General features: G+C 60.1%; 24 protein-coding genes and 1 riboswitch. Of the genes, 12 read left to right on the plus strand and 12 right to left on the minus strand.

Features of this window, described 5'->3' with window-relative positions:
* Positions 1–56 precede the first annotated feature (56 nt).
* Together GNG27_RS07075 and bioA are read right to left on the minus strand one after the other, a co-directional pair.
* Positions 57–533: a kinase inhibitor gene (locus GNG27_RS07075; protein WP_156263238.1), complete on the minus strand. Its 477-nt coding sequence runs from the start codon at positions 531–533 to the stop codon at positions 57–59.
* Between the two features lie 44 nt (positions 534–577).
* The gene (bioA, locus tag GNG27_RS07080; protein WP_156265082.1) at positions 578–1885 is read right to left on the minus strand and encodes an adenosylmethionine--8-amino-7-oxononanoate transaminase; all 1308 of its coding nucleotides are present in this window, start codon (positions 1883–1885) and stop codon (positions 578–580) included.
* A 69-nt stretch (positions 1886–1954) separates the two neighbouring features.
* On the opposite strand from bioA, the gene bioB reads away from it, so the two are divergent.
* From bioB to bioD, 4 genes are read left to right on the plus strand one after another with little or no spacing between them, the layout of a single operon-like run.
* Positions 1955–2995 carry a biotin synthase BioB gene (bioB, locus tag GNG27_RS07085; RefSeq protein ID WP_142488746.1) on the plus strand — a complete coding sequence of 347 codons (1041 nt, stop codon included), beginning with the start codon at positions 1955–1957 and terminating at the stop codon, positions 2993–2995.
* On the plus strand, positions 2992–4149 hold the full coding sequence (gene bioF / locus GNG27_RS07090) for an 8-amino-7-oxononanoate synthase (protein ID WP_156263239.1): 1158 nt from the start codon (positions 2992–2994) through the stop codon (positions 4147–4149). Before bioB ends, bioF begins: the two co-directional genes overlap by 4 nt.
* A complete protein-coding gene (bioC, locus tag GNG27_RS07095) occupies positions 4133–4888 on the plus strand; it encodes a malonyl-ACP O-methyltransferase BioC (protein ID WP_156263240.1) in 756 nt (251 codons plus the stop codon). Before bioF ends, bioC begins: the two co-directional genes overlap by 17 nt.
* Positions 4881–5606, plus strand: coding sequence for a dethiobiotin synthase (gene bioD, locus GNG27_RS07100; RefSeq protein ID WP_197090566.1), 726 nt, complete (start codon positions 4881–4883; stop codon positions 5604–5606). Before bioC ends, bioD begins: the two co-directional genes overlap by 8 nt.
* On the opposite strand, the gene GNG27_RS07105 is transcribed toward bioD, so the two are convergent.
* Entirely contained in the window at positions 5545–6240 is a 696-nt protein-coding gene (locus tag GNG27_RS07105) for an ABC transporter ATP-binding protein (protein ID WP_142488750.1), read from the minus strand. The two genes, bioD and GNG27_RS07105, sit on opposite strands and share 62 nt — an antisense overlap.
* Positions 6241–6986: 746 nt before the next feature.
* Between GNG27_RS07105 and uvrB the strand changes: the two genes are divergently transcribed.
* Complete coding sequence (gene uvrB, locus GNG27_RS07110) at positions 6987–9002, plus strand: excinuclease ABC subunit UvrB (RefSeq protein ID WP_142488751.1); 2016 nt, start codon at positions 6987–6989, stop codon at positions 9000–9002.
* A 99-nt stretch (positions 9003–9101) separates the two neighbouring features.
* Here the strand turns inward: uvrB and yvcK are convergent, their stop codons facing one another.
* On the minus strand, positions 9102–10010 hold the full coding sequence (gene yvcK, locus GNG27_RS07115; protein ID WP_142488752.1) for a uridine diphosphate-N-acetylglucosamine-binding protein YvcK: 909 nt from the start codon (positions 10008–10010) through the stop codon (positions 9102–9104).
* A 225-nt stretch (positions 10011–10235) separates the two neighbouring features.
* A riboswitch (molybdenum cofactor riboswitch) is annotated at positions 10236–10370 on the plus strand.
* On the opposite strand from yvcK, the gene moaA reads away from it, so the two are divergent.
* From moaA to GNG27_RS07145, 6 genes are all read left to right on the plus strand, one after another.
* Positions 10358–11347, plus strand: a complete 990-nt coding sequence (moaA, locus tag GNG27_RS07120) for a GTP 3',8-cyclase MoaA (protein WP_156263242.1) — start codon at positions 10358–10360, stop codon at positions 11345–11347. It overlaps the preceding riboswitch by 13 nt.
* Positions 11348–11366: 19 nt before the next feature.
* Positions 11367–11879, plus strand: coding sequence for a molybdenum cofactor biosynthesis protein B (moaB, locus tag GNG27_RS07125; RefSeq protein ID WP_156263243.1), 513 nt, complete (start codon positions 11367–11369; stop codon positions 11877–11879).
* A gap of 3 nt (positions 11880–11882) precedes the next feature.
* The gene (gene moaC, locus GNG27_RS07130) at positions 11883–12368 is read left to right on the plus strand and encodes a cyclic pyranopterin monophosphate synthase MoaC (protein ID WP_142488755.1); all 486 of its coding nucleotides are present in this window, start codon (positions 11883–11885) and stop codon (positions 12366–12368) included.
* Positions 12361–12606: a molybdopterin synthase sulfur carrier subunit gene (gene moaD / locus GNG27_RS07135; protein ID WP_142488756.1), complete on the plus strand. Its 246-nt coding sequence runs from the start codon at positions 12361–12363 to the stop codon at positions 12604–12606. Before moaC ends, moaD begins: the two co-directional genes overlap by 8 nt.
* 1 nt (position 12607) lies before the next feature.
* The gene (moaE, locus tag GNG27_RS07140; protein ID WP_156263244.1) at positions 12608–13060 is read left to right on the plus strand and encodes a molybdopterin synthase catalytic subunit MoaE; all 453 of its coding nucleotides are present in this window, start codon (positions 12608–12610) and stop codon (positions 13058–13060) included.
* Positions 13061–13118: 58 nt separating this feature from the next.
* Entirely contained in the window at positions 13119–13823 is a 705-nt protein-coding gene (locus GNG27_RS07145) for a Bax inhibitor-1/YccA family protein (protein ID WP_156263245.1), read from the plus strand.
* A 122-nt stretch (positions 13824–13945) separates the two neighbouring features.
* Here the strand turns inward: GNG27_RS07145 and GNG27_RS07150 are convergent, their stop codons facing one another.
* The 3 genes from GNG27_RS07150 to GNG27_RS07160 are packed head-to-tail and all read right to left on the minus strand — an operon-like array spanning position 13946 to position 16907.
* Positions 13946–14908: a YbhN family protein gene (locus GNG27_RS07150; RefSeq protein ID WP_142488762.1), complete on the minus strand. Its 963-nt coding sequence runs from the start codon at positions 14906–14908 to the stop codon at positions 13946–13948.
* A complete protein-coding gene (clsB, locus tag GNG27_RS07155) occupies positions 14908–16149 on the minus strand; it encodes a cardiolipin synthase ClsB (protein ID WP_142488763.1) in 1242 nt (413 codons plus the stop codon). Before clsB ends, GNG27_RS07150 begins: the two co-directional genes overlap by 1 nt.
* Complete coding sequence (locus GNG27_RS07160) at positions 16146–16907, minus strand: endonuclease/exonuclease/phosphatase family protein (protein ID WP_142488764.1); 762 nt, start codon at positions 16905–16907, stop codon at positions 16146–16148. Before GNG27_RS07160 ends, clsB begins: the two co-directional genes overlap by 4 nt.
* 132 nt (positions 16908–17039) lie before the next feature.
* Here GNG27_RS07160 and GNG27_RS07165 point away from each other — a divergent pair, with 132 nt between their 5' ends.
* Entirely contained in the window at positions 17040–17450 is a 411-nt protein-coding gene (locus tag GNG27_RS07165; protein WP_156263246.1) for a YbhQ family protein, read from the plus strand.
* Here GNG27_RS07165 and GNG27_RS07170 read toward each other — a convergent pair.
* The 5 genes from GNG27_RS07170 to cecR form a co-directional block, all read right to left on the minus strand.
* Entirely contained in the window at positions 17412–18518 is a 1107-nt protein-coding gene (locus tag GNG27_RS07170; protein WP_142488766.1) for an ABC transporter permease, read from the minus strand. The genes GNG27_RS07165 and GNG27_RS07170 overlap by 39 nt on opposite strands.
* A gap of 96 nt (positions 18519–18614) precedes the next feature.
* A complete protein-coding gene (locus GNG27_RS07175; protein WP_142488767.1) occupies positions 18615–19748 on the minus strand; it encodes an ABC transporter permease in 1134 nt (377 codons plus the stop codon).
* Complete coding sequence (locus tag GNG27_RS07180; protein WP_142488768.1) at positions 19741–21477, minus strand: ATP-binding cassette domain-containing protein; 1737 nt, start codon at positions 21475–21477, stop codon at positions 19741–19743. Before GNG27_RS07180 ends, GNG27_RS07175 begins: the two co-directional genes overlap by 8 nt.
* Positions 21470–22465 carry a secretion protein HlyD gene (gene hlyD / locus GNG27_RS07185; RefSeq protein WP_156263247.1) on the minus strand — a complete coding sequence of 332 codons (996 nt, stop codon included), beginning with the start codon at positions 22463–22465 and terminating at the stop codon, positions 21470–21472. The genes GNG27_RS07180 and hlyD overlap by 8 nt, the downstream gene beginning before the upstream one ends.
* Complete coding sequence (gene cecR / locus GNG27_RS07190) at positions 22462–23139, minus strand: transcriptional regulator CecR (RefSeq protein WP_156263248.1); 678 nt, start codon at positions 23137–23139, stop codon at positions 22462–22464. Before cecR ends, hlyD begins: the two co-directional genes overlap by 4 nt.
* Positions 23140–23263: the final 124 nt, after the last annotated feature.

Below are 23263 nucleotides of genomic sequence, written 5' to 3' on the forward strand. Positions count from 1 at the left end.
GGTGGCGCTGCGCTTACCGGGCCTACAAAAAACCGGCCTATGTGCCGGTTTTTTATTTAACTGTACATCGCCGTAATCGACGCGCTGCCCAGGGTGTGGAAATGGACGTTAAAGCCCACCATTGCGCCGCTGGCCTCTTCATCGACCTCGATTCTCTCCACATTCAGCGCATGTACCGTGAAGATATAACGATGGGTTTCGCCTTTTGGCGGGGCCGCGCCGCCGTATCCCGCTTTGCCAAAATCGGTGCGGGTCTCCACGGCACCCTCCGGCAGCGCCACCAGCGAAGAGCCGGAGCCCTGCGGCAGCACGCGGGTATCGGCGGGGATATTGGCGACAACCCAGTGCCACCAGCCGGAGCCGGTTGGGGCGTCCGGGTCGTAACAGGTCACGACAAAGCTTTTGGTACCCGACGGCACCTCGTCCCACGCCAGATGCGGAGAGATGTTATCTCCCTCATATCCCATACCGTTAAATACGTGGCGCAGCGGGAGTTTATCGCCGTCGCGCAGATCCTGACTGATAAGTTTCATACAGTTCCTCCGTAAAAAGCCCTGCCAGAAGTGTAACGCATAAACTAAAGCGTAAAGTGCGCAGGCTCCTGAACGGCATCCACCACCGCACGGGTCAGCTTGCTGAGCTGGTCGCGGCTTATCACATAGGGCGGCATCAGATAGATCAGTTTGCCGAACGGCCGCACCCAGACGCCGCGCGCCACAAAGAAGCGTTGCAGCGCCGACATGTTCACCGGATGGGTGGTTTCAACGACGCCGATCGCCCCCAGCACCCGCACGTCGGCGACAAAGGCTGAATCCCGCGCCGCTGCCAGTTCATTCTTCAGCTGGGCTTCGATGGCGGGCACCTGAATCTGCCACTCACCGCTCTCAAGCAGGGCCAGGCTCTCGCTGGCGACCGCGCAGGCCAGCGGGTTGCCCATAAAGGTCGGGCCGTGCATAAAGCAGCCTGCTTCGCCGTTGCTGATGGTCTCCGCCACCTGGCGAGTGGTGAGGGTGGCTGAGAGGGTCATGGTGCCCCCGGTCAGGGCTTTGCCGAGGCAGAGAATGTCCGGCGTAATGCCCGCGTGCTCGCAGGCAAACAGCTTGCCGGTGCGCCCGAAGCCGGTGGCAATTTCATCGGCAATCAGCAGAATGCCTTCGCGGTCACACATCCTGCGGATGCGCTTCAGCCACTCGGGATGGTACATGCGCATTCCACCCGCACCCTGCACGATGGGCTCGAGGATCACGGCGGCAATCTCATGACGATGGGCGGCCATCAGGCGGGCAAAGCCGACCATATCCATTTCATCCCACTCGCCGTCGAAACGGCTCTGCGGCGCCGGGGCAAACAGGTTTTCCGGCAGATAGCCCTTCCACAGACTGTGCATCGAGTTGTCGGGATCGCAGACCGACATCGCGCCGAAAGTGTCGCCGTGATAGCCGTTGCGGAAGGTGATAAACCGCTGACGGCTTTCGCCCTTCGCGTGCCAGTACTGCAGCGCCATTTTCATCGCCACCTCCACCGCTACCGAGCCGGAATCGGCCAGGAAGACGCACTCCAGCGCTTCGGGGGTCATCGCCACCAGCCGACGGCAGAGATCCACCGCCGGTTGATGGGTGATGCCGCCGAACATCACGTGAGACATGCGGTCAATCTGGGCTTTCATCGCTGCGTTAAGCCGCGGGTGATTGTAGCCATGAATGGCTGCCCACCAGGAGGACATGCCGTCCACCAGCTGTTCGCCGCTGGCCAGGGTCAGCTCGCAGCCGTGCGCTTCCGTCACCGGATATACCGGCAGGGGCTGGGTCATGGAGGTGTAGGGATGCCAGATGTGTTGCCGATCGAAGGCGAGATCGTCCGTTGTCATAATCGACTTGTAAACCATTTTGAAAACATTTAGGTTTACAAGCATAACCCGAACCCATCCTGAACTAAACCCCTTTGGAGACGCCCCATGGCTCACCAGGCTCGCTGGACATTGTCGCAAGTCACTGCATTATTTGAAAAACCCCTGCTTGAACTGCTGTTTGAAGCGCAACAAATTCACCGTCAGCACTTCGATCCGCAGCAGGTTCAGGTCAGCACCCTGCTGTCGATCAAGACCGGGGCCTGCCCGGAAGACTGCAAATACTGCCCGCAAAGCGCGCGTTACAAAACCGGCCTCGAATCCGAACGCCTGATGGAGGTGGAGCAGGTGCTGGAGTCGGCGCGTCAGGCGAAAAACGCCGGCTCGACCCGCTTCTGCATGGGCGCGGCCTGGAAAAACCCGCACGAGCGCGATATGCCTTATCTCGAGCAGATGGTGCAGGGCGTGAAGGCGATGGGCCTCGAAGCCTGTATGACCCTCGGCACGCTGGATGACCATCAGGCCCAGCGTCTGGCCTCGGCGGGGCTGGATTACTACAACCACAACCTCGACACCTCCCCGGAGTTCTACGGCAACATCATCACCACCCGGACCTATCAGGAGCGTCTGGACACCCTCGACAAAGTGCGCGATGCGGGCATCAAGGTCTGCTCGGGCGGGATTGTCGGCTTAGGCGAAACGGTCACCGATCGCGCCGGGCTGCTGTTGCAGCTGGCAAACCTGCCGACCCCGCCGGAGAGCGTGCCGATCAACATGCTGGTGAAGGTGAAGGGCACCCCGCTGGCCGACAACGACGACGTCGACGCCTTTGACTTTATCCGCACCATTGCGGTGGCGCGGGTGATGATGCCGACCTCGTACGTACGCCTCTCGGCGGGTCGCGAGCAGATGAACGAGCAGACTCAGGCGATGTGCTTTATGGCCGGGGCTAACTCCATCTTCTACGGCTGCAAGCTGCTTACCACCCCGAACCCGGAAGAGGACAAGGACGTGCAGCTGTTCCGCAAGCTGGGGCTCAACCCGCAGCAGACCGCGGTGCTGACCGGCGATAACGAGCAGCAGCACCAGCTCGAACAGCAGCTTTTCAATGCCGATACCGACCAGTTCTACAACGCGGCGACGGTATGACCTGGCAACAACGCATCGATGCCGCCCTCGACGCTCGTCGGGCGGCCGACGCCCTGCGCGTGCGCACCCCGGTGGAGAACGGCGCCGGGCGCTTTCTCACCCGCGAGCAGCGGCGGTACTGCAACTTCTCAGGCAATGACTATCTCGGCCTGAGTCAGCACCCCGACATCATCCGCGCCTGGCAACAGGGCGCGGAGCAGTACGGCGTGGGCAGCGGCGGCTCCGGCCACGTCAGCGGCTACACCCACGCGCATCAGGCGCTGGAGGAGCATCTTGCCGGGTGGCTCGGCTACCCGCGGGCGCTGCTGTTTATCTCCGGCTTTGCCGCTAATCAGGCGCTGATTGCCGCCCTGACCGGCAAAGAGGATCGCATTGTGGCCGACCGCTTAAGCCACGCCTCGCTGCTGGAAGCCGCCAGCCACAGCCCGGCTCAGCTCAGGCGCTTCGCCCACAACGATGTCGCCCAGCTGGATTCGCTGCTGGATAAACCCTGCGCCGGGCAACAGCTGGTGGTGACCGAGGGGATCTTCAGTATGGACGGCGACAGCGCCCCGCTGGGCGACATCCACGCGGCGGCCCAGCGTCAGGGCAGCTGGCTGCTGGTGGACGATGCCCACGGTATTGGCGTCACCGGGCCAGAGGGGCGCGGAAGCGCTGCCAGCCTGCGGGTAAAACCCGAGCTGCTGGTGGTGACCTTCGGCAAAGGCGTCGGGATCAGCGGGGCGGCGGTGCTGTGCAGCGAATCCGTCGCCGACTACCTGCTGCAGTTCGCCCGCCATCTGATCTACAGCACCAGCATGCCGCCTGCCCAGGCGGTGGCGCTGCTGGCGGCCTTTAACCTGATTCGCAGCGACGAGGGCGACGCGCGTCGGCAGCGGCTGGCTGCGTTGATCGACCAGTTCCGCGCGGGCGTGCGCGATTTGCCGCTGGCGATCACCGCCTCGCAGAGCGCCATACAGCCGCTGATCGTCGGCGAAAACGCGCGCGCCCTGCATCTGGCGCAGGTCCTCAGAGAGCAGGGGATCTGGGTGACCGCCATTCGTCCGCCCACCGTGCAGGCGGGCACGGCGCGTCTGCGCCTGACCCTGACGGCGGCGCATGAGCCGGAAGATATCACCGCGTTACTGGAGGCGCTGCATGTCGCAAGTGAATAAACAGGCGATTGCCGCCGCCTTTGGTCGGGCGGCGCAGAGTTATTCCCGCCACGATGGTCTCCAGCGGCAAAGTGCCGACGGGCTGCGGGCTTTGCTGGCAGAGAACAGGTTTGCCAGCGTGCTGGACGCCGGCTGCGGCCCGGGGAGCAACAGCCTGGCCTGGCGCCAGGCCGGGAGTCATGTGACGGCGATGGATCTCTGTGCTCCGATGCTGGAGGAAGCGCGCCGCAACCAGGCGGCCGACTGCTATCTGCAGGCCGATATCGAAGCCATTCCGCTGGCGGAGGGGCAGTTCAGCCTGGTCTGGAGCCATCTGGCGGTGCAGTGGTGCGCCAGCCTGCCGCAGGCGCTGGCAGAGCTATATCGCGTGGCGCAGCCGGGAGGGAAGGTGGCCTTCACCACGCTGCTCAACGGCTCGCTGCCGGAGCTGAATCAGGCCTGGCAGGCGGTGGATACCCAGCCGCACGCCAACCGTTTTCTGACCGGACAGCAGGTGAACGATGCCCTGTCCGACTGGCAGTACCGCTGTGCGGTCCAGACCGTCACCCTGCTGTTTGACGATGCGCTTAGCGCCATGCAGTCCCTGAAGGGGATCGGCGCCACCCATCTGCACGCCGGGCGGGCCGACAGGCCTTTAACGCGCGGCCAGCTGCAGCGGCTGGCGCAGGCCTGGCCGCAGCAGGCGGGGAAATTCCCGCTCTCTTATCAACTTTTTCATGGAATTATCGAACGTGACTGAACGTTATTTTGTCACCGGCACCGACACCGAGGTCGGTAAAACCGTCGCCAGCACCGCCCTGTTGCAGGCGGCGCGGGCGCTGGGCCGCAACACTGCCGGATACAAACCGGTGGCCTCGGGCAGTGAGATGACCGCACAAGGGCTGCGCAACAGCGATGCCCTGGCGTTACAGCATAACAGCAGCGTGACGCTGAGCTACCCGACGGTGAACCCTTATACCTTCGCGGAGCCGACGTCGCCGCACATCATCAGCGCCGACGAGCAGCGCCCGATCCTGTTCAGCACGCTCTCCGCCGGGTTACGCACCCTGGAGAGCTGTGCCGACTGGGTGCTGGTGGAAGGGGCGGGCGGCTGGTTCACGCCGCTGTCGCAGGAGCAGACCTTCGCCGACTGGGTGATGGCCGAACGCCTGCCGGTGATCCTGGTGGTGGGGGTGAAGCTGGGCTGTATCAACCACGCGATGCTGACCGCGCAGGCGATTCAGCAGGCGGGACTGCATTTTGCAGGCTGGGTAGCGAACGGGGTAGTGCCCCCCGGCAAGCGCCATGCCGAATACATGGCGACGCTCCAGCGCGTGCTGCCCGCTCCGCTGCTGGGCGAGATCCCGTGGCTGGGCGATACGGCTGACACCTCGGCAGTCGGGCAGTATCTGTCTCTTACTGCGCTGACGCCGTCGGCCCCATCCAGTGGGCAATCAGCGGGTCATCCAGCTCGCTGACCCGACCCTGAGCCACGTTTCGCCCCCGGTAAAGCAGGCAAAAGCGATCCGCCACCCGACGGATCAGGGAAAGATGCTGTTCGGCCAGCAGCACCGATAATCCCAGCTCCCGGTTGAACCTGAGCAGCAGCTGCGCCAGCTTGAGGGTAAACAGCTGGCCGGTGCCGCGGCTGGGCTCGTCGAGGATCAGCAGGCGAGGGCGGGTGACCAGGGCGTTCGCCAGTGCCAGCTGGTACTGCTGGTCGTCATTAAGACCCGAGGCCCGATGCTGGCGCAGCGGGTACAGCTCCGGAAAGAACTCAAAAACGTCGCGGCTTACCGATCCGCCCGCGACGCCTTTCGCCATCCGCGCGACATGCAGATTCTCCTCTACCGTCAGTTGCGAAAAGATCCGCCGGTCCTGTGGCACAAAGCTGATCCCCTCTCCTGGTCGGGTCTCTGGCCCGGCGTCATGCCAGACCATGGTGCCGCTGGCGATGGGCAGCAGCCCGGCAATACAGCTCACGAGGGTAGTTTTCCCCATTCCGGGCAGCCCGACGACGCCGGTGCAGAGGCCGGGAGGGAGATCGAGGTCAACGTTCCACAGGGTGTGGCGATCCCCGTAATACTGGTTTACGGCGCGCAGGCTTAACATGTTGTTGCTCCTTTTCAGGCATCGGTGACACCTGATGCTCTGCAAGACTCTTGCCACAGCCCAAAAAATGGCGCTTAAACCTTCTTTTTTCGGATTAGGTTCAAAAATGCGCGCTGCGATGACAGGAACCTGCACTGCGTCGGTGCCCCGTTTTATGCACCTGGTGCAGGTACTATTTTGGTTAAAATGTGAGCAATGCCTCACCAGTTCGTTCGCTGATTTTTGTCATAAGATCGCCATAATTGGGTGATAAAAATTTTTTACCGTCGCGCTGGGGAGAAAAACCGGGAACGGGCCGAGTCACGTTCCGTATGGCCTGGAGACAGTTATCCACTATTCCTGTGGATAACCATGTGCATTAGAGTTAGAAAACACAAGGTAAGCGAGAGAATACGCGGCCTGCGCCTGAATTGCTGCGAAACGCGTCTTTTTGAAAACTTTATTGCAGATCAAGGCGTTAAATAAAAGCAATCATTGTCATCAAACTGTCAATCAGATGCGCTAAAGTCCGGCGGTTCGCCTTGACAAATGTTAAAAAACAAAAAATTCTGGGGATAACCGACCCCTGATGGAATTTTATCCCGTCACAGCCGAAATTTTGCGCAGCTTTGCTTGATTCCCGCTGCTGCTGGCACAAAACCACGCAGATGCTACTGGGTTTATATCCAGTATAATTTACTGGCAAAAATAGCCATGAGGAGTAAAATTACACACCTGCCGTATTAATCATCATCAGGTCGCCGTTCATGAGTAAACCGTTCAAACTGAATTCCGCTTTCCGTCCTTCTGGCGATCAGCCCGAAGCGATTCGCCGTCTGAAAGAGGGGCTGGAGGATGGGCTTGCACACCAGACGCTGCTGGGGGTGACCGGTTCGGGTAAAACCTTTACCGTCGCCAACGTGATCGCCGATCTTCAGCGGCCCACCATGGTGCTGGCACCTAACAAAACCCTGGCCGCGCAGCTGTACGGCGAGATGAAAGAGTTCTTCCCCGAAAACGCGGTGGAGTACTTCGTCTCCTACTACGACTACTACCAGCCGGAAGCCTACGTCCCGAGCTCCGACACCTTTATTGAAAAGGATGCCTCGGTGAACGAGCATATCGAGCAGATGCGTCTGTCCGCCACCAAGGCCCTGCTCGAGCGCCGCGACGTGGTGGTGGTAGCCTCGGTGTCAGCCATTTACGGCCTCGGCGACCCCGATCTCTACCTGAAGATGATGCTGCACCTGACCCAGGGGATGATTATCGATCAGCGCGCCATCTTGCGGCGCCTGGCGGAGCTGCAATATACCCGCAACGATCAGGCATTCCAGCGCGGCACTTTCCGCGTTCGCGGCGAGGTCATCGACATCTTCCCGGCGGAGTCGGACGACTTCGCGCTGCGCGTGGAGCTGTTTGATGAAGAGGTGGAGCGGCTGTCCCTGTTTGATCCGCTGACCGGCCACGTGGAGTCGATTATTCAGCGCTTCACCGTCTACCCTAAAACCCACTACGTTACCCCGCGCGAGCGCATCGTGCAGGCGATGGAAGATATCAAGGTAGAGCTGGCGGATCGCCGCAAGACCCTGCTGGACAACAACAAGCTGCTGGAAGAGCAGCGCATCAGCCAGCGTACCCAGTTCGATCTCGAGATGATGAACGAGCTGGGCTACTGCTCCGGTATTGAAAACTACTCGCGCTATCTCTCCGGCCGCGGGCCGGGCGAGGCGCCGCCGACCCTGTTTGACTACCTGCCGGCGGATGGCCTGCTGGTGGTGGACGAATCCCACGTGACCATTCCGCAGATTGGCGGCATGTACCGCGGTGACCGGGCGCGTAAAGAGACCCTGGTGGAGTACGGCTTCCGTCTGCCGTCGGCGCTGGATAACCGCCCGATGAAGTTCGAAGAGTTTGAGGCGCTGGCGCCGCAAACCATCTACGTTTCCGCGACGCCGGGCAACTACGAGCTGGAGAAATCGGGCGATGAAGTGGTGGATCAGGTGGTGCGTCCGACCGGTCTGCTGGATCCGATTATCGAAGTGCGTCCGGTTGGCACCCAGGTGGACGATCTGCTGTCGGAGATCCGTGCCCGGGCGGCCATCAACGAGCGCGTGCTGGTCACCACCCTGACCAAACGCATGGCGGAAGATCTGACCGAATACCTCGAGGAGCATGGCGAGAAGGTGCGCTATCTGCACTCGGATATCGACACCGTGGAACGTATGGAGATCATCCGCGACCTGCGCCTTGGCGAGTTCGACGTGCTGGTGGGGATCAACCTGCTGCGTGAAGGGCTGGATATGCCGGAAGTGTCGCTGGTGGCGATTCTGGATGCCGATAAAGAGGGCTTCCTGCGCTCCGAGCGCTCGCTGATCCAGACCATTGGTCGTGCGGCGCGAAACGTCAACGGCAAAGCGATTCTTTACGGCGACAAGATCACCCCGTCAATGGCGAAAGCCATCGGCGAAACCGAACGCCGCCGCGAGAAGCAGCAGCGCTATAACGAAGAGCACGGCATTACGCCGCAGGGTCTGAACAAGAAGGTGGTGGATATCCTGGCGCTCGGCCAGAACATCGCCAAAACCAAAGCGAAGGGCCGCGGCAAGTCGCGCTCACCGGTGGAGGCCGATACCGTTGCCCTGACGCCGAAAGCGCTGCAGCAGAAGATTCACGAACTGGAAGGGCAGATGATGCAGCACGCGCAGAATCTGGAGTTCGAAGAGGCCGCGCAGATCCGCGACCAGCTACATCAGTTGCGGGATTTATTCATCGCCGCGTCGTAGTTTGTGCCCGGTGGCGCTGCGCTTACCGGGCCTACGAACGGCTTTAAACTTGTAGGCCCGGTAAGCGCAGCGCCACCGGGCGATAAAGGCCGCACAGTCTTAACCCAGCGCCTGCACCGCCTTCTCCAGCGCCACGCGCAGTAAATGCCGGTCATGGCGGTACTTAATATCGCTCGCCTCAAGTGGCTCCTGCACTACCACCCGGCCTTCCATGCCTGAGACATCAGTACAAGGCCCGACCACCACCGCATCGATAATCTTTTTCCCGACATACTGCTCCATCAGGGCCAGCTTAGCGGGCAGCGAAAGCCCGGCGGCGGCAGGACTGAGCTCGCGACCCAGATTGCCGATGTAAACCACGGGGGCAGGCGTCCGGCGCAGCGCCTGGGCCAGCTCGTTGTTCAGCAGCAGCGGCATCAGGCTGGTGTAAAAACTGCCCGGGCCGATCAAAATTAAATCTGCTTCACCAATGGCCTCAACTGCTTCACGGGTCGCCGGAACCGTGGGGTAGAGCATCAGCTCTTTCGGCGGCAGAACCAGCTGGTCGATATTCACTTCGCCATACACTTCATGGTCGTTACTGTCGATGGCCATCAAATCCACCGGAAGTTCGGACATCGGAATCAAAAACGCATCCACTTTTAGCAGGTTGCGGATTAAATTGATTGCCTCCAGAGGCCGCACGCTGAGATGATCCAGCGCCTTTAACATCAGATTTCCGAGGTTATGCCCCGAAAGTTCGCCATTACCGCCAAAACGATACTCAAACATCGCGGAAGCGACGCTGGGTTCGGTGATAAGTTGATTTAAACAGTTGCGCATATCACCCCAGGCGATGCCCCCTTCGGCGCGACGAATGCGTCCGGTTGAGCCGCCGTTATCGGTGGTGGTAACGATCCCGGTAAGCCGTGAACCGAGCGATGACAAGGAGGACATCACCCGGCCCAGTCCGTGGCCTCCGCCGAGAGCGACGACGCGGTCGAGATCCGCAAAAGTGCGATTGCGCATAGAAATTCCTTAGTAAGACGAACATCTTAACAGTAACTCAACTACCCCTAAATGACGATGTCCCGCCCGGGGCAAAATGACATATATCAATGCAATAATTTTATAATGACGTATTCTGAATCGAAATGGCACGAACATGTCGATATATACAACTTTATATAGCGAAAGACGATAATAGCGAAACTGCTTTTAACACGCTACTATCGGCATAACCACGTTTTCTTAATCGAAAACATACACTCTAGCCTTTGCGCCTGTGTCGACAGATATGGTGCTCTGGCCGTGGCGGTTTCGCCACCAGGGTACAGAAAGAAATGACTGTGCCTCCCGTATCAGGAAAGGTGTACATGGCTTCACAACTTACCGATGCATTCGCGCGTAAGTTTTTTTACCTGCGTTTGTCGATTACCGATGTGTGCAATTTCCGTTGCACCTACTGCCTGCCGGACGGCTACAAACCCGGCGGTATCACCAATAACGGCTTTCTCTCCGTGGACGAAGTCCGCCGCGTGACGCGCGCGTTTGCCGCCATGGGAACAGAAAAGGTCCGTCTTACCGGCGGCGAACCCTCGCTGCGCCGTGACTTCACCGACATCATTGCCGCAGTACGTGAAAACGACGTCATCCGCCAGATTGCGGTCACCACTAACGGTTATCGCCTGGCGCGCGATGTCGCCGACTGGCGCGATGCGGGGCTCACGGCCATCAACGTCAGCGTCGACAGTCTGGATGCCCGCCAGTTTCACGCCATCACCGGCCAGGATAAATTCCACCAGGTGATGGAGGGCATCGATGCAGCCTTTGCGGCCGGCTTCGACAAGGTGAAGGTCAACACCGTGCTGATGCGCGATGTGAACCATCATCAGCTGGATACCTTCCTGGCGTGGATCAAGCCCCGCCGCATTCAACTGCGCTTTATCGAGCTGATGGAAACCGGCGAGGGCAGCGACCTGTTCTCCCGCCATCACATCTCCGGCATGGTGCTGCGCGATGAACTGCTTAGACGCGGCTGGATCCATCAGCTTCGCCAGCGCAGCGACGGCCCGGCACAGGTCTTTTGTCACCCCGACTACGAAGGGGAGATCGGTCTTATCATGCCGTATGAAAAAGACTTCTGCGCCAGCTGCAACCGCCTGCGCGTCTCGTCGGTGGGTAAACTGCACCTGTGCCTGTTTGGCGACGGCGGCGTCGACCTGCGCGATTTGCTGGCCGATGACGCCCAGCAGCAGGCGCTGGAAGCGCGCATTTCTGAGGCGCTGATGCACAAAAAACAGACCCACTTTCTGCATCAGGGCAACACCGGGATCACCCAGAACCTGTCCTACATAGGCGGGTAATCGCAAAAGGAACCAGAAGATGAGTCAGGTAAGCGCTGAATTTATCCCGACGCGTATTGCTATCCTTACCGTTTCCGAACGCCGCGGCGAAGAGGATGATACCTCCGGCCACTGGCTGCGCGATGCGGCCCATGAGGCGGGGCATCAGATCGTCGACAAGAGCATCGTCAAAGAGAACCGCTACGCCATTCGCGCGGAAGTGTCGCGCTGGGTCGCCAGCGACAACGTTCAGGTAGTGCTGATCACCGGCGGCACCGGTTTTACCGCGGGCGACCAGGCCCCGGAGGCGCTGCTGCCGCTGTTCGATCGCGAGATTGAAGGCTTCGGGGAAGTGTTCCGCATGCTCTCGTTCGAAGAGATTGGCACCTCCACGTTGCAGTCGCGCGCCGTGGCCGGGATCGCCAACAATACGGTGATTTTTGCCATGCCGGGCTCCACTAAAGCCTGCCGTACCGCATGGGAAAACATCATTGCTCCGCAGCTGGATGCCCGTACGCGTCCGTGTAATTTCCATCCTCATCTAAAGAAGTAAGCTATGTCGCAACTGACCCACATTAACGCCGCTGGCGAAGCGCATATGGTGGATGTCTCCGCCAAAGCCGAGACCGTGCGTGAAGCCCGCGCGGAAGCGTTCGTCACCATGCTTCCCGAGACGCTGGCAATGATCGTTGACGGCAGCCACCACAAAGGGGACGTCTTCGCCACGGCGCGGATCGCCGGGATCCAGGCGGCGAAACGCACCTGGGATCTTATCCCGCTGTGCCATCCCCTGATGCTGAGCAAGGTCGAGGTTAACCTGCGGGCCGAGCCTGAGCATAACCGGGTGCGCATCGAATCACTGTGCCGCCTGACGGGGAAAACCGGGGTGGAGATGGAAGCCTTAACCGCTGCCTCTGTGGCGGCATTGACTATCTACGACATGTGCAAAGCGGTGCAGAAAGATATGGTCATCGGCCCGGTTCGCCTGCTGGCGAAAAGCGGCGGTAAATCAGGTGATTTCAGGGTACAAGATAATGATTAAAGTGCTGTTTTTTGCGCAGGTGCGCGAGCTGGTGAACACCGACAGCCTGACGCTGGAGAGTGAGTTCGATACCGTGGAGGCGCTGCGGGCGCATCTGGCGGCGCAGAGCGATCGTTGGGCGCTGGCGCTGGACGCGGGCAAACTGCTGGCGGCAGTCAACCAGACGCTGGTGGAGTTCACTCATCCGGTCAAACCGGGCGATGAGGTGGCTTTCTTTCCACCGGTGACCGGAGGTTGAGATGACTGACACCAAAATCGTGGTCGATCAGGCGCGTTTCAACGTCGGCACGGAGTACAGCTGGCTGGCGGAGCGCGACGAAGACGGGGCGGTGGTCACCTTCACAGGCAAAGTGCGCAACCATAATCTGGGCGACAGCGTGAAGGCCCTGACCCTTGAGCACTATCCGGGCATGACCGAAAAGGCGCTGGCGGAGATCGTCGACCAGGCGCGCGAGCGCTGGCCGCTCGGCCGGGTAACGGTGATCCACCGCATCGGCGAGATGTGGCCCGGGGAAGAGATCGTCTTCGTGGGCGTCACCAGCGCCCATCGCGGCAGCGCCTTTGCCGCAGGCGAGTTTATTATGGATTATCTGAAAACCCGCGCCCCGTTCTGGAAGCGTGAAACCACCCCGGAAGGGGATCGCTGGGTAGAGTCCCGGGACAGCGACAAGGATGCTGCCAGCCGCTGGTAGCCGGATTGGCGGGATGTGTTAGTCTATAACAGTGTGTCCACTTAAAAAGGAGTGCGTTATGGACAGATTTCCCCGTTCCGATTCCATCGTGCAGACCCGCAGCGGCCTGCAAACCTATATGGCGCAGGTCTATGGCTGGATGACCTGCGGACTGCTGCTTACCGCGTTTGTCGCCTGGTTTTCAGCAAACACGCCTGCCGTAATGATGTTCGTTTTCTCCAGCAAAATTACCTTCTTTGGTCTGATTATCGCCCAGCTGGCGCTGGTGTTTGTCCTCTCCGGGCTGGTGCATAAGCTCAGTGCCGGGATGGCGACCACGCTGTTCATGCTCTATTCGGCGCTTACCGGCCTGACGCTCTCCAGCATCTTCATCGTCTATACCTACTCCTCCATTGCCAGCACCTTCGTGGTGGCGGGCGGGATGTTTGGCGCGATGAGCCTCTACGGCTACACCACCAAACGCGACCTGAGCGGCTTTGGCAACATGCTGTTTATGGCGCTGATTGGTATCGTGCTGGCCTCGCTGGTGAACTTCTGGCTGAAGAGCGAAGCGCTGATGTGGGCGGTGACCTATATCGGGGTGATTGTGTTTGTCGGCCTGACGGCCTACGACACGCAGAAGCTGAAAAATATCGGAGAGCAGATTGACGTGCGTGACAGTTCAAACCTGCGTAAATACTCGATTCTCGGGGCGCTGACCCTCTATCTGGACTTCATCAACCTGTTCCTGATGCTGCTGCGCATCTTCGGCAACCGCCGTTAAGGGTGATGCCCGGCAGCGCGATGCTTGCCGGGCCTACAAATCTGCCCGGCGGCGCTGCGCTTGCACGGGCCTACAAAACCCGTAGGCCGGGTAAGCGCAGCGCCACCCGGCATTTCCCATCATTACTTCGCCATCTGCTGCTCGTTTTTAGCCCGCAGTTTCTTCGCCCGGCTCTCCAGCACCAGATAACAGACCGTCGCCAGTGCCAGCGGCAGGAAGTAATAGAGCATGCGGTAGGCCAGCAGGGCGGCAATGATGGTGCCGTGAGAGACATGCTCCCCGGCCAGCAGGGCGATAAATACCGCCTCCAGCACGCCGATGCCGGCCGGAATATGGACAATCACCCCGGCGATGCTGCTCACCAGCAACACTCCCAGCACGAAGAAGTAATTCACATCTTCGCCCATCAGCAGCCAGATAATCGCCCCCATCGCCATCCAGTTACCGGCTGAAATACCCATCTGCGCCATTGCAAAACGCCAGGAGGGGAGCACCAGCTTTTGCTTTTTGATCGTCACATGGCGCCGCTTCGCAAACGCGCAGGCCCACAGATAAACGGCAATCACCAGCAGCAATACCACGCCGAGAATGCGCAGCGTCGTCTGGTCTATGTACCAGTGGTCGGGCAGTTGAACGACCCCGGCGGTAAAGATCACCCCGCCCAACAGGATATAGCCCAGCCAGTTGGTGGTGATACTCAGGGAGAAGATGCGGGTAATGGTGCTGCTGGGCAGCCCGAGGCGGGAGTAAAGCCGGTAGCGCATCCCGATACCCCCGACCCAGGTGCTCAGGGTCAGGTTAAAGGCATAGCAGATAAACGACACCAGCATAACCTGACGTTTGGCCAGCTTATGCCCGCAGTAAACCCGCCCGAGCAGGTCGTAACAGCCATACAGCAGATAGCTCAGCACCACCAGCGCAATCGCGCTCAGGAGCGACACACGGTCGTAGTCGCGGATAACCTTCCAGACTTCAGTCCAGTCGACTTTTTTCGCGTAAACTACCAGCAGCACCGCAACGGCAATAAAAAATACCCAGGTGAGGATCTTTTTAGCCAGACGCCAGCGCGAATGTTTTTTGCTCATCAGGGTTTCACTCCCGTGTTACCTGCCTCGACCCGATCCTGGGTCTCCATTTCGGGCTGTACCGGGGGCGGCACCTGCGCCAGCTTGGGCGTATGGGCCGGCAACCAACCCACCAGCGCCGGGAAATGGCGCAGGAAGTGGAACACCACCACGCTTTTGCCCAAATTCCACCAGGTGCGTTTCGGTACCATCGTCTCATCAACCCGTACGCAATCCTCGGCGATGATGGCGGAGAGATTGTCGCGCAGGGTCTGGTTAAACTCACGATCGTGAATAATCAGGTTGGCCTCCAGATTCAGCGACAGGCTGAGGGGATCGAGGTTGCTGGAGCCGACGGTCACCCAGTGATCGTCCATCAGCGCCACCTTGCCGTGCAGCGGACGGCGGCGGTATTCGTAAATCTCGACCCCACCTTTCACCAGATAGTTGTACAGCAGGCGCGCGCCCACCGTGACGATCGGCATATCCGGCTCGCCCTGCACAATCAGCTTCACCCGCACGCCGCGCCGCGCCGCGTTACGCATGGCGTGCAGCAGGCGATAGCCGGGGAAGAAGTAGGCGTTGGCGATGATCACTTCGCGCCGGGCGTTGGTGAGCATCTTGAGATAGTGCCGCTCAATATCGTCCCGGTGCTCTTCGTTATCGCGCCAGACGAACAGTGCCTGGGCCTCGCCCGGTTTCCTGTTCTCTTCGGCGCGATGACGCCGCTTCCACCAGCGACGCACGGCGGCTTTGCCGGGCAGGTTTTCCACGACAAACTGCAAAATATCCTGCACCACCGGGCCTTCGACCTGGACGGCATAATCCTGTTTGGCTTCCGGACCGTAGTCCGACATATGTTCAGCGGAGTAGTTAATCCCGCCGACGAAGGCCACCTGCTCATCCACCACCACAATTTTACGGTGCATGCGGCGGAACACGTTGGTACGCATGCCGAACAGAGGAGGGCGTGGATCGTAGTAACGGAACACCACGCCTGCCGCGGTGAGTTCCCCGACGAAGTCGTCATCGAGATCGGGGGATCCGTAGCCGTCCAGCAGCACTTCGATATGCACGCCGCGCTGGGCTGCGCGCAGGATAACGGCATGCAGCTTGCGGCCTACGCTGTCATCAAACCAGATGAAGGTCTCAAGCAGCACCCGACTCTGGGCCTTATCGATGGCGGCAAATACCGCCGGATAATATTGATCGCCATTTTCCAGCAGCTTAATCCGGTTGCCGCTTTGCCATGAACATTTCATAGATGAATCTCCGCACTTAACGGCGCATGGTCGGAAAGGTGACGCCAGTTACTCAGTGCCAGCGCGGTAGGGCTGCTGGCATGGGCATTTTTGACATAGATACGATCGAGACGCAGCAGCGGGAACCTGACCGGGAAGGTGCGGGCAGGCCTGCCGTGCGCGAGGGTAAACACCTCTTCGAGCCCGGCCTCCGCTTTCAGCGGATGGCTGGCGCGCTGACGCCAGTCGTTAAAGTCCCCGGCCACCACGACCGGCTCGCCCTCGGGCAGGGCGTTGACCCAGTCGGCCATCATCTGCAGCTGCGCCTGGCGGTGGGCTTCCCGCAGGCCCAGATGCACCGAGGCCACATGCAGCGGCATGGCCAGCTCCGGCACGGCAACCCGACAGTAGAGTAGTCCGCGTTTTTCACTCTCGCCAACCGAGACATCGTGGTTTTCATAGTGTTCGATGGGATAGCGGGAGAGGATCGCATTGCCGTGATGCCCTTCGGGATAGACGGCGTTGCGCCCGTAGGCGTAATCACTCCACATGGTGTCCGCGAGAAATTCGTAGTGGCTGGTGTCGGGCCAGTTCTCTACGTGCAGCGGATGCACTTCATGGGCCCCCATCACTTCCTGCAGACAGACGATATCCGCGCTGACGGTACGTACGGCGTCGCGCAGTTCGGGCAGAATGAAACGGCGGTTAAACGCCGCGAATCCTTTATGAATGTTGATCGTTAAGACTTTAAGCGAAAAATGCCGGGTTTGTTGGGTCATACACTCCTTCCCGCGTCACTATCCTGATGAAAATAAAGTGTAGTCGTCGTCACAAAAAGGTGCTGTGTTACGGAATTTTCCGTAAAGTGCGATAGTCTGAACAAGCAGAGTAAAATCCTTCAGGAGAGTGCCATGAAGTGGCAACAACGCATACGCGTCGCGACCGGCCTGAGTTGCTGGCAGATTATGTTGCATTTATTGGTGGTGGCCGTACTGGTGATGGCCTGGATGAGCGGCACCCTGGTGCGCGTCGGCTTAGGTTTATGTGTGCTGTACGGCGTAACCGTACTGCTGATGCTCTTTTTACAGCGTCATCATGAAGAACGCTGGCGCGAAGTGGCGGATGTGCTCGAAGAGCTCACCACCACCTGGTATTTCGGTGCGGCAGTGATTGTGCTGTGGCTGTTGTCACGCGTGCTGCAAAACAACTTTTTACTGGCCGTTGCCGGCCTGGCGATCCTGGCCGGGCCAGCGGTGGTTTCACTGTTAACCAAAGACAAAAAGCTACGCGATATTGCGTCTAAACATCGCGTACGCTACTGACCCCGTCACGGCCGCTATCACCAGTAGCGGCCACAAACTTCCCCACACAATGTCCAGACTCGCATCCTTGAGATAGATCTGCTTGGTAATATCGGTGAAGTGGCGGATCGGGTTTACCCAGGTTAAGTTCTGCAGCCAGACCGGCATATTCTCCACCGGCGAGACATAGCCGGAGAGCAAAATCGCCGGCATCATAAAGACAAACACCCCGATAAACGCCTGTTGTTGAGTCGAGCAGAGCGCCGAGATCAGCAGCCCAAAGCCCACCAGCGACAGCCCGTAAATCACCATCGTAAAGTAGAACAGCAGAAGCGAACCGGCGAAGGGGATGTGATAGGCCCAGATGCCAATGGCCAGCACGATGCTGGCCTGGAAAGTGGCCACAATCAGCGCCGGAACCGCTTTGCCGACGAAGATCTGCCAGGTCGCCAGCGGAGAGACCAGCAGCTGATCCAGCGTGCCCTGTTCGCGCTCGCGGGCCACCGACAGCGACGTCACGATCATCACCCCGATGGTGGTGATCATGGCGATAAGCGACGGCACCACAAACCATTTGTAGTCGAGGTTCGGGTTGTACCAGTTGCGCACCACCAGCTCGCTGTTGTTCGGCTTCGGTTTGCCCTCCATCAGCTCCTGCTGATACTCCTTCACCACCTGCTGCAGGTAGTTGGCGGCAATCTGCGCGCTGTTGGAGTTACGCCCGTCAAGGATCAGCTGCATGGGCGCGGTTTGCAGGGTGTCGAGGTTGCGGGAAAAATCGGCCGGGAAGCGCACCAGCAAGAGCGCCTTTTGCGTGTCGATGGTCGGCTGTATTTCCTGCGGGCTGTTGAGGATCAGCACGTGGGTAAAGGCTTTGGCGCGGGCAAAGCGCTGGGTCAGCTCCACCGAATGTTTGCCGTTATCTTCGTTATAGACGGCGATGGTGGCGTTGGTCACCTCCAGGGTGGCCGCCCAAGGGAACAGCAGCACCTGGATCAGCACCGGCAAAATCAAAATCGCCCGGGTCTGCGGCTCGCGCAGCAGAGATTGCAGCTCTTTGCGGATCAAGGTCCATAAACGGTAAAGCATAGTGTCGTCCTCTTGTCGGGTGGCGCTTTCGCTTACCCGACCTACAAAATCAACGAGACCCGTAGGACCGGTAAGCGCAGCGCCACCGGGCGAAACCTAATCTAATCGCCGTTTGGTTTTCATCCACGTCAGCCCGATAAACATCACCGCCGACGCAATCAAAAACAGCAGATTCACAATCAGCACCACCGGAATATTGCCCGCCAGGAACAGGCTTTGCAGGGTGCTGACGAAATAGCGCGCCGGGATAATGTAGGTTGCCGCACGGATCGCCGCCGGCATACTGTCGATCTGGAAAATAAACCCGGACAGCATAATCGACGGCAGGAAGGCGGCATTCAGCGCTACCTGGGCGGCGTTAAACTGGTTGCGGGTGACGGTGGAGATCAACAGCCCCATCCCCAGGGTGCTGAGTAAAAACAGGCTGGTGATGAGGAACAGCACCAGCAGCGAGCCGCGATAGGGCACGCCGAGAATAAACACTGACACCAGCATGCACAGCAGCATCGCCAGCATCCCGAGGAAGTAGTAGGGGATCAGCTTGCACAGCAGCAGTTCCGTGCGCGTCACTTCGGTGGAGAGCAGCGCCTCCATGGTGCCGCGCTCCCACTCGCGGGCGATCACCAGCGAGGTGAGGATCGCGCCGATAACCGTCATGATAATGGTCACCGCGCCGGGGATAATAAAGTGCTGGCTGATGGCCGCCGGGTTAAACCAGTACCGGGTCTGGACGTCGATCAACGGCTCGAACGTTTCACCGCGGTCTTCCGCCCGCTGCATCTGCCACAGCTGCCAGATCCCTTCGCTGTAGCCCTGCACAAAGTTGGCGGTGTTCGGCTCGCTGCCGTCGGTGATCACCTGGATCGGGGCGGTATCGCCCGGGCGCGCCATGCGGGCCGCGAAATCCACCGGAATGACGATCAGCCCGCGAATGCGCCCGGCCTGCATCATCTGGATCAGCTGCTGGCGGTCATCGCTGATGGTGGCGTCGATATAGGGCGAGCCGGTCATGGCGTGGGTGAAGTCGAGCGCCTCTTCGCTGCGCTGCTCCAGCAGGATCCCGACCCGCAGCTTGCTGGAGTCCAGGTTAATGCCGTAGCCAAAGATAAACAAAAGCAGCAGGGGGATCACCACCGCAATCAGCCAGCTGCTCGGGTCGCGCACAATCTGCCGCGTCTCTTTGATGCACAGGGCGCGCACCCGACGCCAGGAGAGGGCGGTATCAGACATGGCCATGCTCCTTATCCCAGTCGTTAATCAGCGAAATAAAGGCCTGCTCCATGGTGGGGTCGGGCTGTTGCTCGTCCGCCACCTGAGCTTTGAGATCGTCAGGCGTGCCGTGGGCGATCAGCTTGCCGCGGTACACCAGCCCGATGCGGTCGCAGTACTCCGCCTCGTCCATAAAGTGGGTGGTGACCATCACGGTAACCCCTTTCTCCACCATGCTGTTGATATGCAGCCAGAACTCGCGGCGGGTGAGGGGGTCGACGCCGGAGGTCGGTTCATCGAGGAACAGAATGTCCGGCTCATGCATCAGGGAGCAGGCCAGCGCCAGCCGCTGCTTAAATCCGAGCGGCAGATCGTCAGTGGCGTGGCTGGCGATGTTGCTTAAACCAAAAGCCTCGCTCATGCGGGCGATCTTCTCACTCTGCACCCGTCCGCGCAGGCCGTAGACCCCGGAGAAGAAGCGCAGGTTCTGCTCCACCGTCAGGTTGCCGTACAGGGAGAATTTTTGCGCCATGTAGCCCAGGTGCTGGCGCGCCTTGCCGGAGCTGACTTTTAAATCCATATCCAACACCAGCGCCTTACCGGCGGTGGGCACCAGCAGGCCGCACATCATTTTGAAGGTGGTGGATTTGCCCGCGCCGTTGGGACCCAGCAGACCAAAGATCTCCCCGCGTTTCACGGCAAAGTTCACGTCATCCGTCGCGGCAAAATCACCGAACTTTTTGGTCAGGGATTTGGCTTCAATTACCGTTTCGCCCGGCGTGCCTTCCACGGTATGCAGAATGGCCCCCAGCGGGGATTCCGCGGTGCCTGCCCCGCCGAGCAGATCGATAAAGGCATCTTCAAAGCGTGGGGCGGTCTCCTCGATGTGCAGATCCGGCAGATCCGCACTCTGGCGCAGATCGTCGGCGCTGGCCTCTTTTGTGAGGATCACCCGCACCGATTTCCCCTGAATCATCCCGTCGCTCACCTGGGGCAGCTTCAGCACCCGCTGCAGCAGGCGGCGGTTGTTCTCATGGGGCGAGTGCAGTAACAGGCTGCGCCCGGTCATGCTTTGGGTCAGCTTAGTCGGATCGCCCTGATAGAGCAGCTCCCCTTCGTTCATCAGCAGCACGTCCCGGCACTGCTCTGCTTCGTCGAGGTACGAGGTGCTCCAGAGGATCAACATCCCGTCGCCCGCCAGCTCATGCACCATCTGCCACAGCTCGCGGCGGGAGATGGGATCCACCCCAACGCCGGGCTCGTCCAGCAGCAACACCTTCGGTTCGCCTACCAGGGTGCAGGCGAGCCCCAGCTTCTGCTTCATGCCGCCGGAAAGTTTGCCCGCCAGCCGGTCGGTGAAGGGACCCAGCGCGGTAAAGTCGAGCAGGCGCTGAAAGGTCTTCTGCCGCGTCTCGCCGGTGACGCTGCGCAGATCGGCGTACAGGGTCAGGTTCTCCATCACCGTCAGATCCTCGTACAGGCCGAATTTCTGCGGCATGTAGCCCAGCATCGCATGCAGGGCGCGATCGTCCTGGATGGGATCCAGCCCCAGCACGCTGGCTGTCCCTTCGTCGGGCTTCAGCAGCCCGGCCAGCATTCGCATCAGGGTGGTTTTGCCCGCGCCGTCCGGGCCGACCAGCCCGGTGACGTAGCCTTTCTGCAGCGTACAGTCGAGCGGCGCGACGGCGGGCTTCTCCATCCCGGCAAAGCGTTTAACCAGCCCGGTGAGCTGGATCACCGCGTCACTCATGGGCTTGCCCATTATCGAAGCTGACCGTTACCGGCATCCCCTGGCGAAGGGAATCGTCGGCATCGTTGACGATAATGCGCAGGCGATAGACCAAATCGGTGCGCAGGTCCGGGGTTTCCACGGTTTTCGGCGTGAATTCGGCGGTAGGGGAGACAAAGCCGATTTTCCCGTGATAAGGCTTGTCGGGGCGGCCGTCGGTATAGAGCAGCACTTCGCGCCCCGGTTTAGCCTCCCCGAGACTGGCTTCATTGACGTAGGCCCGCACCCACACCGGGCGGGTCAGGGAGAGGGTCAGCACCGTGCTGCCCGCGTTCAGCATGCTGCCGGGCTCGACGGCGCGGGTCAGCAGCGTGCCGTTAGCCGGGGCCACCAGAGTGGTGTCGTGCAGATCCAGCTGCGCCTGCGCCAGCTGGGCCTGGGCCTGTTCGAGGCTGGCTTTGGCCTGGGCGATATCCTGCTCGCGGTTGCCGGAGCGGTACTGGCGCAACTTATCCTGGGAAGATTTCAGGGTTGCCAGCGCCTGGTCGCGCGAGGAGCGGGCGTTCTCCAGATCGTTAGCCGACACGGTGCGGCTTTTCCACAGCCCCTGCTGACGGTTATAAAAGTTCTGCGCATAGTCATAGGCGGCCTGGGCCTGTTTGACGGCGGCAGCGGCCTGGGCCACCTCTTCGTCACGGTAGCCCGCCTGCATCAAATCGTATTGCGCCTGAGCCACGGAGACGCCCGCCTGGGCCTGCATCAGGGCATTCTGGTACGGGGCCTTGTCCAGCTCGCCCAGCGTCTGCCCGGCGGCGATGGTATCCCCTTCGTCCACGGTTAATGACGCCAGCCGTCCGCCGACGCGAAAGCTCATGTTGACGGTGCGGATATCGACGTTGCCGTAGAGAGTCAGCGTTTTATCCTGCTGACTCTGATACCACAGCCAGCCGCCGATCCCGGCGGCCAGCACCACGATCGCTGCCACAATAATGACAACCGGTTTTTTCATGACTCCAGGCTCCTTTGCGTTAACCCCTGCAGGATCAAATCGACATGACAGGTGATGACCTGGCTTATCTGCAGGGCTTTATCCTCATCAAATTCGGTCCAGCCGGTGCGTAACAAAATGGTTTCCCGCCCGAGGCGAAAGGCGAGCACTTCGCCCAGCAGGGCATGGGTATGCAGGATGGTCTGCGTGTCGCTGGCGTCGCGACCGGTATAGGCAGCCACCAGCCGGGTCAGATGGGTGTGCATCGGGGCGATAACCTGATCGTGCACCAGCTGGTAAGCGGCGGAAGGCGAGAGCTGCTCCCGTGAGATAAACTTACTCAGGTTTAGCGTATCGTCATGGGTCAGCAGCTGAATCATATTGTTGCAGGCGGTTAAAATCAGTTCGCGAATGGCGGCGCGATCCGGCGCGGGCTCGTCCAGCAGGGCAGTGGCCGTCTCCACGTGCGGGCGAAAGTGAGTGCCGATGAAGTCGGCGATCCACTGGGCGCAGGCGAGGTAGAGATCCTCTTTCGAGCCAAAATAGTAGGTAATGGCGGCGATGTTCTGCCCCGCTTGGGCGGCGATATCGCGGGTGGTGGCATGCAGCCCGTATTCGCCAAACTGCGCCAGCGCGGCGGCAATCAGCTGGCTTTTGGCCTGTTCGCCTTTAGTGGTGGTCGGGATCGGATTCATAGGGCATATAATCTTAATCAATCGATTGATTAAGATTATGACTGTTTTTTGAGCTTGTCCAGTCCGCTTGTTCAATGTTGCGCCGGGCGGCACTGCGTCTGCCCGGCCTACGTAATAGCGTGGA

It is taken from the genome of Leclercia sp. 119287, from assembly GCF_009734485.1.
In the GTDB taxonomy this organism is placed as follows: Bacteria; Pseudomonadota; Gammaproteobacteria; order Enterobacterales; family Enterobacteriaceae; genus Enterobacter; species Enterobacter adecarboxylatus_C.

Bases quoted from the DNA above. Each gene is read 5' to 3' on its own strand.
- GNG27_RS07075 (WP_156263238.1), bottom strand. From the start codon at position 533: ATGAAACTTATCAGTCAGGATCTGCGCGACGGCGATAAACTCCCGCTG.
- bioA (WP_156265082.1), bottom strand. From the start codon at position 1,885: ATGGTTTACAAGTCGATTATGACAACGGACGATCTCGCCTTCGATCGG.
- bioB (WP_142488746.1), top strand. From the start codon at position 1,955: ATGGCTCACCAGGCTCGCTGGACATTGTCGCAAGTCACTGCATTATTT.
- bioF (WP_156263239.1), top strand. From the start codon at position 2,992: ATGACCTGGCAACAACGCATCGATGCCGCCCTCGACGCTCGTCGGGCG.
- bioC (WP_156263240.1), top strand. From the start codon at position 4,133: ATGTCGCAAGTGAATAAACAGGCGATTGCCGCCGCCTTTGGTCGGGCG.
- GNG27_RS07105 (WP_142488750.1), bottom strand. From the start codon at position 6,240: ATGTTAAGCCTGCGCGCCGTAAACCAGTATTACGGGGATCGCCACACC.
- uvrB (WP_142488751.1), top strand. From the start codon at position 6,987: ATGAGTAAACCGTTCAAACTGAATTCCGCTTTCCGTCCTTCTGGCGAT.
- yvcK (WP_142488752.1), bottom strand. From the start codon at position 10,010: ATGCGCAATCGCACTTTTGCGGATCTCGACCGCGTCGTCGCTCTCGGC.
- moaA (WP_156263242.1), top strand. From the start codon at position 10,358: ATGGCTTCACAACTTACCGATGCATTCGCGCGTAAGTTTTTTTACCTG.
- moaB (WP_156263243.1), top strand. From the start codon at position 11,367: ATGAGTCAGGTAAGCGCTGAATTTATCCCGACGCGTATTGCTATCCTT.
- moaC (WP_142488755.1), top strand. From the start codon at position 11,883: ATGTCGCAACTGACCCACATTAACGCCGCTGGCGAAGCGCATATGGTG.
- moaD (WP_142488756.1), top strand. From the start codon at position 12,361: ATGATTAAAGTGCTGTTTTTTGCGCAGGTGCGCGAGCTGGTGAACACC.
- moaE (WP_156263244.1), top strand. From the start codon at position 12,608: ATGACTGACACCAAAATCGTGGTCGATCAGGCGCGTTTCAACGTCGGC.
- GNG27_RS07145 (WP_156263245.1), top strand. From the start codon at position 13,119: ATGGACAGATTTCCCCGTTCCGATTCCATCGTGCAGACCCGCAGCGGC.
- GNG27_RS07150 (WP_142488762.1), bottom strand. From the start codon at position 14,908: ATGAGCAAAAAACATTCGCGCTGGCGTCTGGCTAAAAAGATCCTCACC.
- clsB (WP_142488763.1), bottom strand. From the start codon at position 16,149: ATGAAATGTTCATGGCAAAGCGGCAACCGGATTAAGCTGCTGGAAAAT.
- GNG27_RS07160 (WP_142488764.1), bottom strand. From the start codon at position 16,907: ATGACCCAACAAACCCGGCATTTTTCGCTTAAAGTCTTAACGATCAAC.
- GNG27_RS07165 (WP_156263246.1), top strand. From the start codon at position 17,040: ATGAAGTGGCAACAACGCATACGCGTCGCGACCGGCCTGAGTTGCTGG.
- GNG27_RS07170 (WP_142488766.1), bottom strand. From the start codon at position 18,518: ATGCTTTACCGTTTATGGACCTTGATCCGCAAAGAGCTGCAATCTCTG.
- GNG27_RS07175 (WP_142488767.1), bottom strand. From the start codon at position 19,748: ATGTCTGATACCGCCCTCTCCTGGCGTCGGGTGCGCGCCCTGTGCATC.
- GNG27_RS07180 (WP_142488768.1), bottom strand. From the start codon at position 21,477: ATGAGTGACGCGGTGATCCAGCTCACCGGGCTGGTTAAACGCTTTGCC.
- hlyD (WP_156263247.1), bottom strand. From the start codon at position 22,465: ATGAAAAAACCGGTTGTCATTATTGTGGCAGCGATCGTGGTGCTGGCC.
- cecR (WP_156263248.1), bottom strand. From the start codon at position 23,139: ATGAATCCGATCCCGACCACCACTAAAGGCGAACAGGCCAAAAGCCAG.